The 15,513-nt window shown below is 43.2% G+C and carries 13 protein-coding genes; 4 read left to right on the forward strand and 9 right to left on the reverse strand.

The features are described 5' to 3' along the window. Positions 1–46 precede the first annotated feature (46 nt). The 9 genes from CYCME_RS01550 to def are packed head-to-tail and all read right to left on the reverse strand — an operon-like array spanning position 47 to position 10,386. Positions 47–643, reverse strand: coding sequence for a class I SAM-dependent methyltransferase (locus CYCME_RS01550; protein ID WP_015006915.1), 597 nt, complete (start codon positions 641–643; stop codon positions 47–49). After that, a complete protein-coding gene (locus tag CYCME_RS01555; RefSeq protein ID WP_015006914.1) occupies positions 643–2,082 on the reverse strand; it encodes a TrkH family potassium uptake protein in 1,440 nt (479 codons plus the stop codon). The genes CYCME_RS01550 and CYCME_RS01555 overlap by 1 nt, the downstream gene beginning before the upstream one ends. Positions 2,083–2,084: 2 nt before the next feature. Further along, on the reverse strand, positions 2,085–3,476 hold the full coding sequence (gene trkA / locus CYCME_RS01560; protein WP_016390845.1) for a Trk system potassium transporter TrkA: 1,392 nt from the start codon (positions 3,474–3,476) through the stop codon (positions 2,085–2,087). A 21-nt stretch (positions 3,477–3,497) separates the two neighbouring features. After that, positions 3,498–4,865, reverse strand: coding sequence for a sigma-54-dependent transcriptional regulator (locus tag CYCME_RS01565; RefSeq protein WP_015006912.1), 1,368 nt, complete (start codon positions 4,863–4,865; stop codon positions 3,498–3,500). A 28-nt stretch (positions 4,866–4,893) separates the two neighbouring features. Beyond that, positions 4,894–7,041: an ATP-binding protein gene (locus tag CYCME_RS01570; protein ID WP_015006911.1), complete on the reverse strand. Its 2,148-nt coding sequence runs from the start codon at positions 7,039–7,041 to the stop codon at positions 4,894–4,896. Further along, positions 7,023–7,619, reverse strand: a complete 597-nt coding sequence (locus tag CYCME_RS01575) for a DUF4390 domain-containing protein (protein ID WP_041932859.1) — start codon at positions 7,617–7,619, stop codon at positions 7,023–7,025. Before CYCME_RS01575 ends, CYCME_RS01570 begins: the two co-directional genes overlap by 19 nt. Beyond that, positions 7,601–8,917, reverse strand: a complete 1,317-nt coding sequence (gene rsmB / locus CYCME_RS01580) for a 16S rRNA (cytosine(967)-C(5))-methyltransferase RsmB (protein WP_020931930.1) — start codon at positions 8,915–8,917, stop codon at positions 7,601–7,603. Before rsmB ends, CYCME_RS01575 begins: the two co-directional genes overlap by 19 nt. A 1-nt stretch (position 8,918) precedes the next feature. Then, positions 8,919–9,842: a methionyl-tRNA formyltransferase gene (gene fmt, locus CYCME_RS01585; RefSeq protein WP_015006908.1), complete on the reverse strand. Its 924-nt coding sequence runs from the start codon at positions 9,840–9,842 to the stop codon at positions 8,919–8,921. A gap of 13 nt (positions 9,843–9,855) precedes the next feature. Further along, on the reverse strand, positions 9,856–10,386 hold the full coding sequence (gene def, locus CYCME_RS01590; protein ID WP_015006907.1) for a peptide deformylase: 531 nt from the start codon (positions 10,384–10,386) through the stop codon (positions 9,856–9,858). 140 nt (positions 10,387–10,526) lie between these two features. Here def and CYCME_RS01595 point away from each other — a divergent pair, with 140 nt between their 5' ends. From CYCME_RS01595 to topA, 4 genes are read left to right on the forward strand one after another with little or no spacing between them, the layout of a single operon-like run. Beyond that, positions 10,527–11,543, forward strand: coding sequence for a LysM peptidoglycan-binding domain-containing protein (locus tag CYCME_RS01595; RefSeq protein WP_016390850.1), 1,017 nt, complete (start codon positions 10,527–10,529; stop codon positions 11,541–11,543). A 2-nt stretch (positions 11,544–11,545) separates the two neighbouring features. Next, on the forward strand, positions 11,546–12,706 hold the full coding sequence (gene dprA, locus CYCME_RS01600; protein WP_015006905.1) for a DNA-processing protein DprA: 1,161 nt from the start codon (positions 11,546–11,548) through the stop codon (positions 12,704–12,706). Positions 12,707–12,727: 21 nt separating this feature from the next. After that, positions 12,728–13,204 (forward strand): DUF494 family protein, encoded by a 477-nt coding sequence (locus CYCME_RS01605; RefSeq protein WP_015006904.1) that lies wholly within the window; start codon positions 12,728–12,730, stop codon positions 13,202–13,204. Between the two features lie 8 nt (positions 13,205–13,212). Continuing rightward, entirely contained in the window at positions 13,213–15,504 is a 2,292-nt protein-coding gene (topA, locus tag CYCME_RS01610; protein WP_015006903.1) for a type I DNA topoisomerase, read from the forward strand. Positions 15,505–15,513 lie beyond the last annotated feature (9 nt).

The raw sequence follows: 15,513 nt of genomic DNA on the forward strand, positions 1-15,513 counted from the left end.
GGATTGACCTAAATTAACGTTAGCCGCTTATTATACAATGATATTTCTAGTTGAGTGGGGGTTTCAGCATTGCGGGCTTTTGAGCAATGAGAATGGCTTCATTTCGAAGGCCTTTACTAGCGTCGCCAATAAGGCCCTCCTCATGATAAATAATAGGTGTTAGTTGAGAAAAAAGGGATAATAACTCTCCTTTTTTCAGCAAAAAATCAGGGTTGCTTGGCCCGCCCGGTTGCGCTTTTTCACGCGTAAATGTTTGATAAAAAAGCAGCCCTTGTGGCTTTAGTGTGGTGATGATGTCGTCAATGTGTTGTCGGTCTAGAAAGTATGAGACCGTAACAATATCGTAGTAATTTTTTGCAAACACACCATCGTTAATATTAACAACCGAGGTGCGTATATTGTCTGCAGGCCCTTTGCGCTGATCGATCTGACTGATAGCAACCGGTGAAATATCCCAAGCATCGACAGTTAGTCCTCGTTGAGCTAAAAAGAACGTATTGCCGCCCACGCCACAAGCTAGATCGAGGGCACGTCCTTGCTTGGGCAATAGGTGTGAATATTGAGATAACATAGCAGCCGGTTTAGGATCAGCTGCTTCTCGCTGACTATAGATACGGTCCCACTTGTGTTGTAAATCCGACACTAATCGCGCCAAAAAACAGGGCTAAATAAGACCAGCAAGGTGAAAATTTCTAGTCGGCCAAGCAGCATGGAAAAGCAGGCAATCCACTTGCTTGTGTCTGGAAGGGTTGCGTAGCTACTACTAATATCGCCTAGCCCCGGTCCGAGATTGTTAAGGGTTGCTGCAACGGCTGAAAAAGCGGTGATTTGGTCTAGTCCTGTCATCATCATTAAAATCATTAACAGACCAAAAGATAAAATATAGGCAGAAAAGAAACTCCAAACTGCATTGATAACCGGCCTTGAAACGACACGTTGATCAAGTTTTATTGGCATGTCGGCATGTGGATGGATCAAATGTGTTATCTCTTTGCCAAGCTGTTTGAGCAAAATTAAAATGCGGATAACCTTAATCCCGCCTGCTGTAGATCCGCCGCAACCACCATAGAAACTCATAAAAAGAAGTAACACCGGGATGAATAAAGGCCAGTTGGCGTGGTTGGAGGAAGTAAACCCTGTCGTTGTGGCGAATGAGACGACTTGAAATAGGGTTTGTTCAATAATATCAACATGACCTAAAAAAAGTAGGACTCCCGATATCAACAGAGTGTGTACAACGAGAATGCTGAGATAGGTTTGAAACTCATTATTATGAGTATAAACTTTAAGGCTGAGTGATTTGGCTGCTCTAAAGTGAAGTGCGAAATTTATACCCGCAACAAGCATAAATACAATGCAAATATAATTTAAGGCGGTACTGTCAAAAAAAGCAAAGCTCAGGTCATGGGTTGAAAAGCCTCCAATAGAAACGGTACTAAAACTATGTGTTAGTGCGTCAAAAAATGTCATGCCGCCGATCCAATAGGCCAGTGTGCATGCGATGGTTAAGCCAAGATAGATCTCCCATAGTGCTTTGGCTGTTTCGGTGATACGGGGTGTCAATTTTGCATCTTTAACGGGCCCAGGCATCTCAGTTTTATAAAGCTGCATTCCACCGATGCCCAGCATAGGTAAGACGGCAACGGCAAGTACGACAATACCCATGCCACCAAACCACTGGAGTTGTTGACGGTAAAAAAGAATAGACTTTGGCAGCGTATCGAGCCCTGTAATAACTGTTGCCCCAGTAGTGGTTAAGCCTGAAATGGATTCAAATATAGAATCGGTTAATGACAAGGAAGGCAGACTAGAGAAATATAGTGGGATGGCTCCGGACAGTCCAAGGCTAACCCAGAAAAGAGTAGCAATAACGAAGCCATCTCGTGTTCTTAAATCTCCTTTAGCATTTTTGGCGCTTAACCAGAGCACAAAGCCGGTTAGGAAAATAGTAAAAAAACCGATCAAAAACGGTTGGTGGTTTTGTTCGTCGTAAATAAAAGACACGGCAATGGGTGGTAGCATGGTGATGCTAAATAGGCCTAATAATAGACCTGATACGCGTCTAATAACGTTGTAATGCATGTTTAATTAATAAATCGGCGAAGGAAGGATTTTGGCGGCTGAAAAAGCGCCTCTACCTGGTGAATTAAAGACTTATCTGCAACAAAAATAATCAGGTGGTCACCACTTTTAATAATGACATCCTGTCTTGCTGGAATGGAAATATTCTCTCTTACTAAACCAATAATCATGCTGCCGTTAGGTAGCTTAACATCCCGTATGGCTTGACCATCGAGGTTATTCTTTTGTCCCCTACTTGAGACAATCGCTTCAAATGCTTCGGCTTTGCCCCGCAATAAAGAATGGACACTCGCAATAGCGCCTTGTCTGATATGCGATAATATTTTTCCAATGGTGGTGTGCTGAGGGTAAATGACATTATCAATGGCCCCGTTATCTACCATGCTCATATAGGCATTTCTATCGACTAAGCTCATGACAACCTTTGCGCCAAGGCTTTTGGCCAACATGGAACATAGAATATTCGTTTCATCGTCGCTTGTCAGCGTGCAAAAGACATCGGTTCTGTCAATGTTTTCATCCAGCAAAAAGGCTTCGTCTGTAGTGTCGCCGGACAGTACGATACTATGGTCTAACTGTTCTGATAGCTCGTAGGCTTTTTCGCTGCTTTTAGTGATGATTTTAACTTGTAAGGTGTTCTCAAGCTCTTTAGCTAAACCAAGACCAATACGGCCACCACCTGCAATAATTAATCGTTTATAGGCTTTATCTTGATTGAAGAGTACGCTCAGTACTTGCTGAATATCCTTAGATGGCGCAATAAAGAAAACGCGATCGTGTTCTTCAATAATGGTGTGATAGTTGGGAATGATGATTTCGCTATCTCTATAAATGAGCGCTATTCTGGCGTAAACGCCACGTAATAAACGGGTCAAATCATCAAGTGATTTTCCGACTAATGCGCAATCTCGGTTGCATTTTGTTTCTACAAGGCTGAGGACGCCGTTAGCGAAGGATAAAACTTGCTGTGAGCCGGGATGCAAAATGAGGTTTTTTATAAATTGTACGATCTCATTTTCGGGGTTGATAATAACGTCAATTGGGATGGCGTTAGGGTTAAAAAGTTGTTCTTGAACGTCAATGAAGGTTCTTGCTCTTACGCGCGCGATTTTTTTCGGGACCTTAAATAAGTAGTGAGCGACTTGGCAAGCGGTCATATTTGTTTCATCGCTGTCTGTTGCGGCGATGATGATATCGGCATACTTGGTGCCGGCGCTTTCTAAGACATCTGGATGAGAGACATTGCCGCAGATGGCTGAAACATCAAGCCTTTCACAGACAGCGTCTATTACTTTTTGATCTTTATCAATCAGTGTGATATCGATATTTTCGCTAGACAAGTTGCTGGCAACAGTAGAGCCTACTCGACCGGCCCCTAAAATAATAATTCTCATAGGATACAGCGATAGCGCGAGTTAGCGTTTTCCTTTAAACTCAATGCCCAAGGCATGAAGTTTGCGGTAAAGGTGAGTTCTTTCCATGCCAGTTGTTTCAGCCAGTTTAGTAACGCTGCCTTTGTGCTGATCAAGGTGGTAATCAAGGTAGGCTTTTTCAAATTGTGCTCTAGCATCTTTAAGGGGTAAATCATAAAAGATTGGTATGTCGTTTGATGTTATGACGGATCTTGCAGATTCACCGAGCGTTGTTTTGACTTCAGTTAGACCGATCTCGTCCCCAATGCCTAGTATTAAGAGGCGTTGAACCACATTCCTTAGTTCGCGTATATTCCCTAACCACGTATAATCGCTTAAAAATTGTTGCGCCGCAATGGTGAATTTACGTTTTGGTAAGTTTTCTCGCTTTATGTAGTGCTGGAGATAGAAATCTAATAGTAAAGGGATATCCTCTTTTCTATCTTTTAACGAGGGCAAATGAAGGCAGGCGACATTCAGTAAATAGTATAAGTCTTTTCTAAATTGACCATTTTGAATGGCTTCTTCCAGGTCTCGTCGGGTCGAGGCGATAACTCTTACATCAGCTTTAACCTCTTCGTGGCCGCCAATGCGTTGAAATGATTTAGATTCTAATGCACTCAGTAAGCGGTGTTGGGTTTCACTGTCCATGTCACCAATTTCATCGATGAACAAGGTACCGTGGTTTGCTTTTTCCAATAAACCGTAGTGAATAGAGTCGCCGTCTTCACGACCAAAAAATTCTTCTAAGGCATTATGGGAAGTGATAATGCCTGTATTCAACTCTATAAAAGGCCCTTGTTTTCTGGTGCTATGTTCGTGAATATATCGTGCGAGTGTTTCTTTACCGCTACCAGGTTCGCCCGTTAATAATATGCGAGTGTCATGCTGTCCGAGTCGGCGTGCCTGCTCAAGAAGTTGTTGAATTTGTGGGCTGCTGCCAAGAGGCTCCTGAATGGTATTTGAATATTGTTTAAGGTCGATATTCTCTTGTTTAAGTTTTTCAGCTTCCAGTGCGCGTTCAATGGTCAGTAATAGTTTGGCAATGGATAATGGCTTTTCTAGAAAGTCATAAGCGCCTAAACGCGTGGCTTCCACAGCGGTTTCAACGGTGCCGTGCCCAGACATCATAATGACCGGGCAAGATAAATCTCCCGATGTAGACCAGTCTTTTAATAAGGTGACGCCGTCGGTATTCGGCATCCAAATATCCAGTAAAATTAAGTCATGGCGACACTCATGACGTGCTTGCTGAGCGGTTACAGCGCTATCAGCAGTAGATACTTCATAGTCTTCATCTTCGAGAATATCCCTAATTAGGCTGCGAATATCGGGTTCGTCGTCAATAACAAGAATATGAGGTTTGTTCATAAAGTGTATCCGTAATGATTAGGTTTTTTTAGGGAGTCGTAATAGGGAGTTGAATAATGAAATTAGCCCCGTGTGGAGTAACCGGCTTGGTAATGATCGTGCCGCCATGTTCCTCGATGATTTTTTTAACAATAGCCAGTCCAAGCCCAGTACCTTTCTCTTTGGTCGTCGCATAGGGTTCGAAAATGCGTTCAATATCGGAATTATCTACGCCTGGGCCATTATCAGCAATACAAATCTCGATTGAATCATTGGCTTTATTGTAGTTGGCCGATATGTTGATTTCTCCAAATTCGTCGTCAGCAATGGCTTCTTGCGCATTTTTTATCAGGTTAATGAAAACTTGTCGTAATCGAACTGGGTCTGCATAGGCGTTGGGTAAATCGTTATCAATAGTTACTATAAGGTGTTGAACTTGGCCTTGATACAAAGAAGCGATGTCATCGATAAGCTGGCTTATTGATATCACTTGGGGTTTGGACTGTGGTGGGCGTGCGAAATTCGAAAAGTCATTGACCATGCTTTTTAAGGCGCTGACCTGTTGTACGATGGTCTCTGTCGATTTTTTCAGTACTTTATTGGCATCATCATTGAGCTGTGAGTGAAGTTTTCTTTGTAGCCGTTCAGCAGATAATTGAATCGGGGTTAAAGGGTTTTTAATTTCATGTGCTAGACGTTGAGCGACTTCGCTCCACGCCGCGTTTCTTTGTGACTGGATAATGGGGGTAACATCATCAAAAATTAACACGTAACCAGATAATGTTTTATCGGCGGCATACAAGGGAGTACCTTTTAGACGTAGAGTTTTCTTTTGATGGTTAATATAGAAGATGAATTCTCGTTGCCATTCTTTTTCTTTAGCGGAAAAATTATCAATCAGTAAACTGGTAAAGGCTTCTAATTCTGGGAATTTAGCGGCAATGTCGGCAAGTGAGTATTCAATACAGGCCGATAAGGGGTGTTCGAGAATCTGGTTGGCACCATAATTGGTTGTTTTAAGTCGTAACGTAAGGTCAAAGCCTAAAACACCATTAGAAAGGTGGCTTAATATGGTTTCTAAATGAGCATGTTGGTTCTCCGCGTCTCGTTGGGCGTTATAGGCTGCTTGTCGAGAGCTAGATATTCGCAATGTCATGGCATTAAAAGAATTAATGAGGAAGCCAAGTTCGTCTTTTCGATTGGTTTTTAGTTTCTTTTCGTAATTCCCTTCGGCAATAGCTTGAGTGCCTTTAACTAATTGGCGAATCGGTGCGACTAGTTCTCTTGCAAACACAAAGGCTGCCCAGCTAGCAGCTAAAATGCTAAATAGTAGAGCAAGAGAGAGTGTCAGGGTGAAACTAAACTTTAAAGAGTCTCGTAAATAACTGAATTCTTGATAGGTCGTATAAGCATCTTCTACCGAGTCGGCTAATTGACTAATATCTTCGGGTATCTCATAGATGGCTTGTAGGTAGCGCCTTGGATTGGTGTTTTTAATTTCCACGATGCTGCGGACAATTAAGCCTTTATCGGAGCTAGGTTCGAAGCCAATAAATTCTCGGTTTTGTTTGGCGAGCAGAAGCGTTGAACTGTCAGGCGTATTGGGAATGAGTACGCTGGGATCAATGTTAGTTGTGGCAATAATCTGCCCTTGTCTTGAAAAGGCGGTGAGTTCATTGGCATTGGTTTGTGCGCGTAGGCCGGCTAAGGTTAGCGATAAAAAGATATCTGGTTCGCTTTCTAGCTGACTAGCTAATTGACGAGTCTCCTTCATTAAGGAAAGAGTACGGTTATCTAGGGATCGGCGGCTCAGTGTTAATGAGCTTTCCATCGCGGTGTCTATTTTTGCATCAAACCAACTGTCAATACTTTGGTGTAGGAGCTGACTAGAAAAGTAAAAAACAATGCCAGTTGGGATCACAGAAATGGCAAAAAAAAGCAGCACAATGTGTACCGTAATACGTGAACCAACGGCTTGAGTTGAAAACTGTTGCCAAAGCCAGCGAATGTTTGAGAATAGCAGTCCGAATAAGAAAATAGTGCCTGCGATATTGATCAGAATAAGTGCAGAAAACAAGCCATTGAATTGAGAGTTAGACTCTGTTGCATGGCTCATCAAGTACAGGCTAAATAGCAGGCTGAGTAACACACCTGCGGGAATAAAATAGGCTCTCTTTTTTACTGGGCTAGTGGCCATTGAAAGGTATTGCTACGTAAGTACCAGCCAGGGGTTATATAAGCTAAAGGGCGCATTGGAAGTGGTAATGCTTCAATATTTAGGTAGGCGTTTAAAGAAGCATTGGCATTAATGTGAGGGCTGTTTGTTAATGTGTATATAGGGATGTCAGTCAGTGTGCCTAATGAGTGAAGCGCTGCCGAAAGACTGGAAAAGTTAAGTCGTATATTATTGGTGGTATCAGAGACTTGATAGATTTTAGCTAAAGTATGGTATCTCAGTTGATAGGGTAGGGTGAGGTTTGTATGGTGTTTGTTCCAAAGCCATTTTCTAGGTTCAGTGATTGAAAGGTCAATGTTGAAGGTAAGAGTGACTCCGTTGTGCAAAGCTTCGATGGCTTCATCGCTGAGGTTATAGACTATAAGACTGTCGAGCAAAAAAGTGCTGTCTTGCTGCGTTAGTGTGGCTGTTTTTATGGTGATATTGGGTTTTTCATCGGCCAGTAGGTTTACTGGTAATAGCAGGCAAGCAAAAAAAAGCATGAAGAAGGAGAGCCGACAATAAAAGCGAATCGCCGGCATTAGATTTTTGTTAAACATGCGTAATAAAAACCATCCATATTGTTATCACCCGGTAAAATTTGCTGGCCATGTTCACAAGTGTGACCCCATTCAGCATTTATTTTAATTTCTTTTGCATCAGGGTGTTCGGCCAGAAAAGTAGATATTTGTTGGCTGTTTTCAGCTGATAATATAGAGCAGGTTGCATATAAAAGCACACCCTTTTTATCGAGCAAGGGCCAGATGGTTTTTAATAGCTTGCTTTGTAGTTCGATAAGAGTAGGAATGTCGGATGGTTGACGTAATATTTTAATGTCGGGGTGGCGTCTGATTACGCCTGTAGCGGAGCAGGGTGCATCTAGTAGAATGCGTTGAAAAGGTTTTTCATCAGACCATTCGTCGGCTTCTAGTGCATCAACGGTCATGACCTCAGCGTTGAGCTTTAATCGTTGAAGGTTTTCTAGAACACGTTGATTGCGCTTTTCATCAATATCAAGCGCTAGCAGAGAAACGGTGCCGGCGGCCTGTTCTAAAATATGGGCTGCTTTACCGCCTGGCGCTGCGCAGACGTCTAATATGCGTTGTCCGCCTTTAATGTCTAACAGTTTAGCCGCCAGTTGAGCTGCGCCGTCTTGTACTGAAGAGGCACCCTGCCAGAAGTCAGGCAGTTGATCAACATTGACCGGTTTTTCCAGTGTTAAACCTACTGTGTTGAAAGGGTTTTTTGTTGCGTGAATAGCGTTGTCGCTTAATTGCTGTAGATAGTGGTCTCGCGTGACTATTTTTTGATTAACCCGAATGGACATGGGCGGGTACTGGTTGTTTGCGGCAAGAATTTTTTTAGTTTGCTGTCCCCAACTTTTTGATATTTCTTTGACGAGCCAATCTGGATGAGAGAAGCGTTGGTTAGGTTGTTCGTCAACGGTTTTTTCAAGTGATTCTCTGTTGCGTAAAAAGTTGCGTAAAACGCCATTAAGCACACCGTTCGCCCAGCTTTTTTTTCCACGTTTACATTGGCTTACAGTCTCTGATACGGCGGCGTGGTCAGGTGTGCTGAGATAAATGATTTGGTACAAGCCGATTAAGGCCAGTACAGTAATATCCAAGTCTTTAGCTTTAAAGGGTTTCTTCAATAAAAGGTGGAGAATGGCATCGAGACGACTGTGCCAGCGAAGAGTGCCGTAGCAAAGTTCTCGACAGAATGCCTTTTCACGAGGCTCTAAATTTTCACTTAAACTTAAGGCATCGGTGAGTGATTTGCCGTGTTGGATAACGGCGCATATAACAAGAACAGCCGTTTCCCGGGCAGAGTGGCTAGTGTTTTTCTTTGCGTTCATCTTAGCCTAATGTTAATGCGTTGATGTGATGTGCAGATAGATAATCGGACGCGGACATGCGCCGTTTATTAGCAGGTTGAAGCTCGTTAACTTCAATGAAGTAATCGCCACAGGCAACAAATAATTTATTTTTCTCAGTGTTAACCTCTCCTGGCTGCCCGGAAGTGGGAAGTTGGGTGACGGTTGCCTGCCAAATGCGTAAGGGTTTGTTGTTGAGAAGCGTGTGGGCTACCGGCCATGGGTTGTAACCTTGAATACTGCGTTGAACGTCAGCAGCTGGTTTGCTCCAATCTATCAGGGCTTCTTGCTTACTGAGTTTGTGAGCATAGGTCGCTTCATTGTTGTTTTGGCGGCTCGGGCTAAGTTGTTGTGCGTCAACGAGGGGCAGTAAATCTATTAAGGCGTTGGCGCCTAAGGTCGATAATTTATTGTGGAGGCTGCTGGAAGTGTCCTCGGGCTGAATAGGGAGAACAGTTTTTGACAACATATCTCCGGTGTCGAGGCCGGTATCCATTTGCATTAGGGTAATGCCAGTTTCTTTATCGCCCGATAAAATAGCACGTTGAATAGGTGCGGCGCCGCGCCAGCGAGGCAATAAGGAGGCATGGATGTTAATGCAGCCAAATTTGGGTGTATTCAAGACAAGGTCTGGCAAAATAATACCGTAGGCGACAACAATCATAAGGTCTGCCTGATACTGTTCTAGCGTTGTTATCGATGCTGCTGATTTGAAGTTAACGGGCTGTTCAATGGGTATATTAGCGTCCAATGCGCATTGTTTGACGGGGCTAAGTTGAACTTTTCGTCCCCGGCCGGCCGGTCGGTCTGGTTGTGTATAAACAGCGCAGACATGATGCTGACTAGCCATAAGCGCTTGAAGCGTTGGCACTGAAAAATCAGGCGTGCCTGCAAATATAATGTTCATGTTTAAAGGCCAGCTATAGCGAGTTGGATTGAGTTGTTTGTTCGGCTCGTTCTTTATCCATTCGCACTAGCTTCTTTCGAATGCGATTGCGTTTTAAAGGAGATAGGTAATCGACAAATAATTTTCCGTCTAAATGATCTATTTCATGTTGAATGCATACGGCCAATAAATCGTCAGCTGTTAGCTCGAAAGGCTTGCCATGTTCATCTTGAGCGCTAATCGTTACTGACTCTGCTCTTTCTACGTCTTCATAAAATCCAGGGACCGATAGACAGCCTTCTTGCATTACTTCAATGCCTTCTTTATGAGTGATAACTGGGTTAATGAGGCAAAGCTGTTCGTTTTTATCTTCAGAGACGTCAATGACAATGAGGCGTTTATGGTAATTCACCTGCGTTGCGGCAAGTCCAATACCGGGCGCTGCGTACATGGTTTCAAACATATCGCGAATAAATTGCCTTAATTCGTCATCAAAGACGGTGATATCGGTGGCTTTTGTTCGTAGCCGTTTGTCAGGAAAATGCAGAATATTTAATTTTGTCATATTGGAAGGGGGTGAAATATGCGACGGTGGCCAATTGTTTAGAGTGAATTCTAACGAATTTAGGTTAAACTTTGAATAGTCAATATTTTAAGCTAGACTTAGAGTGTTATTAAATCGCCAATAAAAGGAAGATCGTGGCCATGAAAAAATTATTAGTGTTAGTGGTTGGAGTGTTGTTGAGTTGGAGTGTACTGGCAAACGATATTAAGCTGAACCCATCACACCCGGATCGCTACGTGGTTGTAAAAGGAGATACACTTTGGGATATTTCTGCACGTTTTCTACAAACGCCATGGCGTTGGCCAGATATATGGCAAGCGAATGATCAAATTGCGAACCCACACTTAATTTACCCCGGCGATATTATTGAGTTGTCTTTTGTAGATGGCGTGCCAAGGTTGACTTTAAAAAGAGGTGATGGAAAATTATCGCCCTCAATTCGGCGTTCTAGTTTAGCGGATGCCATTCCTGCAATACCGATTGATGCCATTGCACCCTTTTTAAATAGTCCAAGAGTGATGACGGAAGAGGAGTATGAGTCTGCGCCTTATGTAGTGGCATTTGATGATGAGCATATTCTCGGAAGTCCGGGCTACAAAGCGTATGTCCGTTCATTTCAAGACGGCATAGCCGATGGCTACATTATTGTGCGACAGGGCGAAGAATATTTGGATGGAGAAACTGGGGAGTCATTGGGTTTCGAGGCGGTCTATATCGCAGAGTCGACGGTAGAGCTGAAAGGAGACCCAGCGACTGTGATGTTGTCTAAATCAACGCGTGAAGTACGAAAAGGTGATCGTTTGTTACCGGCTATCGAAGGACCGATTGTTCAAAACTACTTCCCTCATGCGCCAAAGAGCAATATTAGAGGGCAAATTGTTGGAATCGTTGATGGTGTGTCGAAAGTAGCAAAATATGATGTGGTGGTGATTGACCGTGGCGAACAAGACGGCGTTGAAGTGGGTCATGTGTTACAAATTGATCGAGCAGGCGAAACGGTTAGAGACATCATTGCTGGTGGTGGCGCAGAAGTGACGTTACCGGATGAAAAGGCCGGCGTGTTAATGGTATTTAGGGTGTTTGACCGAGTCAGCTATGGTCTCGTGATGGAAAGCTCTCGCGTGATACACCGCCACGATGTTGTTCATACCCCGTAGTATTGGATAGCTCCAACGGGGAAGACGGGCGAGTTTCTTCAACGAGCATTCTTGCTTCTGATTATCGTCCTTGGTTAGCTTTATGGCGAATTACTGGCGTTGGTGCTAAAACATATTTATCGTTATTGGAGGTCTTTGGTACGCCGGAAAATGTTCTTGGCGCCTCCGCAGCATCGCTCAAGCAGGCTGGGCTTTCTTCAGCGGTTATTCAGCAAATAAAAAACCTGGATGAGCGTGAAATTGAGCCAGATTTAAACTGGCTCAAACGTGAAGATTGTCACCTTATGTGTTGGTACGATGAAGATTACCCGCTTTTGCTTAAAGAAATTCCAGACCCGCCGCCTATTTTATTTATTCGTGGTAATCGTAGCTTGTTAGGATCTTTGCAAATAGCCATGGTAGGAACAAGAAACCCTTCACCAATGGCCATGAAAACAGCGCATGCATTTTCAAAAAGCTTTGCCACCTTTGGCTTAACAGTAACGAGTGGTTTAGCATTAGGCGTTGATCAAGCGGCGCATGAAGGTGTTTTAGAGGCCGGCGGAAAAACAATCGCTGTCGCTGCTACAGGGCTCGATAGGGTTTACCCCGCTGGTCACAAGCCGTTGGCTGAAGAAATTATTAAATCTGGTGCGTTGGTGTCGGAATTTCCAATTGGCACACAACCAAAACCGGGCTATTTTCCGAGAAGGAATAGAATTATTAGCGGCTTAAGCTTGGGTGTTTTGGTGGTTGAGGCGGCGATAAAGAGTGGAACCTTGATAACAGCAAAACATGCAATGGAACAAGGCCGGGAAGTGTTTGCAATCCCCGGGTCGATTCACAATCCGCTTGCAAAAGGCTGCCATCATTTGATCCGACAAGGGGCTAAATTAGTTGAAACGGCTGAAGATGTACTTGAAGAGTTAGGTAACTTATCGTTGGCGGCTCTCAGTGAAGATGATGGGCAGAACGAAGAGCTTAGGTTGAATAAGACATCAATAACGGGTGATTATGCTGTTTTACTTGAAAAAATTGCGTTTGACCCCACCTCCGTAGATGAACTAATAACAGAAACTAATTTTACAGCCGAAGAGATTTCGTCTATGTTACTGGTATTGGAGCTTCAAGGTTTAGTGTCATCTGCGCCTGGAGGCCTTTTCTATCGGTGTTCAGCCGAATAAATAGAGATAAAATTAAAATAAATGAAAGAAACTATTTTTGAAGTACTTGTGTATTTGTTCGAGCATTATATTGATGCGGGCGATGAAAAGGCCCTTGAGCAAGGCAAGTTAAAAACTGAATTGCTGGAAGCAGGATTTACAGAAAACTATGTTGATCGAGCCTTTGATTGGATGGGTGAGTTAACGACTCAACCATCGCAGGTGATAGAAAACTATGTTGGTCAAAGTGCGATCCGGGTTTATTCAGCCGAAGAACGATTACGTTTTGATGTTGATGCGCAAGGCTTCTTGTTGTTTTTAGAGCAGACAGGGATTATCGACTTAACACGCCGTGAGCTGATCATTGATAGAGCGATGGCCTTGGGTGATGCGCTTCTTTCTGTAGATCATGTGAAGTGGGTCGCGTTAATGGTGCTGTTTAGTCAATCTGGCATGGAAGGTCATTATTCACAAATGGAGGAGCTGGTTTACGGCGATACTCCATTCGAACTTCATTAGGTCTTATTATGTCAGCTCTTGTCATTGTTGAATCGCCAGCAAAAGCAAAAACCATTGAAAAATACTTAGGCAAAGGATTTACTGTTCTAGCGTCATATGGCCACGTGAGGGACTTGGTTCCGAAGGAGGGCGCGGTAGACCCGGACCATGATTTTGCGATGAAGTATTCTTTGGTCGAAAGGAATCAGCGTCATGTGCAGGCGATTACAAAGGCGATGAAAAAAGCCGATGAGCTTTATCTTGCAACCGACCCGGATAGAGAGGGTGAGGCCATTTCATGGCATGTTTCTGAGTTATTGAAGGAAAAAAAACTGCTCAAAGATAAGCCGGTACATCGAGTGGTTTTTCATGAGATTACTAAAAAATCAATTCAAAAAGCGATACAGGAGCCGCGTGAATTATCAATGGATATGGTTGATGCGCAGCAAGCTAGACGCGCACTCGATTATTTGGTTGGTTTTAATTTGTCGCCGTTGTTATGGAAAAAAATCAGACGCGGCTTATCTGCTGGACGGGTTCAAAGCCCAGCGTTAAGATTAATTGTTGAACGTGAATTAGAAATAGAAGCTTTCAATAGTCGTGAATATTGGAGTATTGAAGCGGCAACTAAGGCGGCTAACCAATCTTTTAAAGCCAAGCTAACACATGTGGATGGCGAAAAGCTGACCCAGTTTAGTGTCGAAAACGCGGCGGATGCGAATAAAATAAAAGACGATATTGTGGCTGTTGCCGCCAATAAATTATTGGTTAAAAAGCTACAAAAAAAACAGCGTAAACGTAACCCAGCCGCCCCCTTTACAACCTCCACACTTCAGCAAGAAGCATCTAGAAAGTTAGGTTTTACAACTAAAAAGACCATGCAGATTGCTCAGCAGCTTTATGAAGGGGTAACCATCGGTTCAGAATCAATTGGTCTGATAACGTATATGCGAACAGATTCGGTGAACTTAGCGGCTGAAGCGGTTGATGAAATTCGTCAATTGATTGAATCGCGTTATGGTAAAGAGAATCTACCTAAACAAGCGCCGGTTTACAAAACCAAATCAAAAAATGCTCAAGAAGCCCATGAGGCTATTCGTCCAAGCTCAGCAGCAAGGATTCCTGATGAAATTAGAGGGTCGTTGTCGAATGACCAATATAAACTCTATTTATTGATCTGGAAGCGCGTGGTGGCCAGCCAAATGGTTCATGCGTTGATTGATGGGGTGAGTGCAGACCTAACCTGCGGCAAGGGCTATGTTTTTCGGGCCACAGGTTCAACGGTAAATAAACCCGGTTTCATGTCAGTGTATCTTGAAGGTAAAGATGACAGTAAAGAGGATGATGACAATAAGGAAAAAATGTTGCCACCTCTGGAAGAAGGTGCGCTAGTTGATTTGCAAGAGGTGATAGCGAACCAACATTTTACTGAACCGCCCCCTCGTTATGGTGAGGCAAGCCTAGTTAAAGCGCTTGAAGAGCATGGAATTGGCCGGCCATCGACCTATGCATCGATTATTTCAACATTACAAAATCGCGACTATGTAGAGCTAGAAACGAAACGCTTTTATCCGACTGATGTTGGGCGAATTGTAAATAAATTTTTAACGCAGCATTTTACGAATTATGTGGATTATGACTTCACCGCTAAATTAGAAGATGGCCTGGATGCCGTTTCAAGAGGTGAAATGCAGTGGTTGCCATTAATGAAGACGTTTTGGCAGCCATTTAAAACACTGATTGATGATAAGGAAGTCAGTGTTCAACGTAGCGATGTTACGCAAGAGGCGTTGGAGGAAAAGTGTCCAGAGTGCGGTAAACAGCTATCGATTCGCTTGGGTAGAAATGGACGGTTTATTGGCTGTACGGATTACCCCGAATGCAGTTATACGCGTAACTTGAATGATGATGCCGCTTCTGCAGAGCCTGAAGTTGTTGAAGGGAGAAAATGCCCAAAGTGTGAATCTAATTTAATTATTCGCACCGGTCGATATGGCAAATTTATAGGTTGTAGTGCTTATCCAGATTGTAAGCATATGGAACCTTTGGAGAAACCAAAAGACACGAATGTTGTTTGTCCTGATTGTAAAAAGGGAACAATACTTGAACGTAAATCTCGAAAGGGTAAAATATTCTACTCGTGCTCTAATTATCCTAAGTGTAAATATGCATTATGGAATGAGCCGATTAATGAGCCATGCCCAAATTGTAATTGGCCTATTTTGACATTAAAAACAACTAAAAGACGTGGCACTGAAAAAGTCTGTCCACAACAAGAATGTTCATACGTAACGCCATGCGAAGAAATGGCTAAAACTTAATAAATTAAA

This window comes from Cycloclasticus zancles 78-ME, assembly GCF_000442595.1.
Classification (GTDB): Bacteria; Pseudomonadota; Gammaproteobacteria; order Methylococcales; family Cycloclasticaceae; genus Cycloclasticus; species Cycloclasticus pugetii.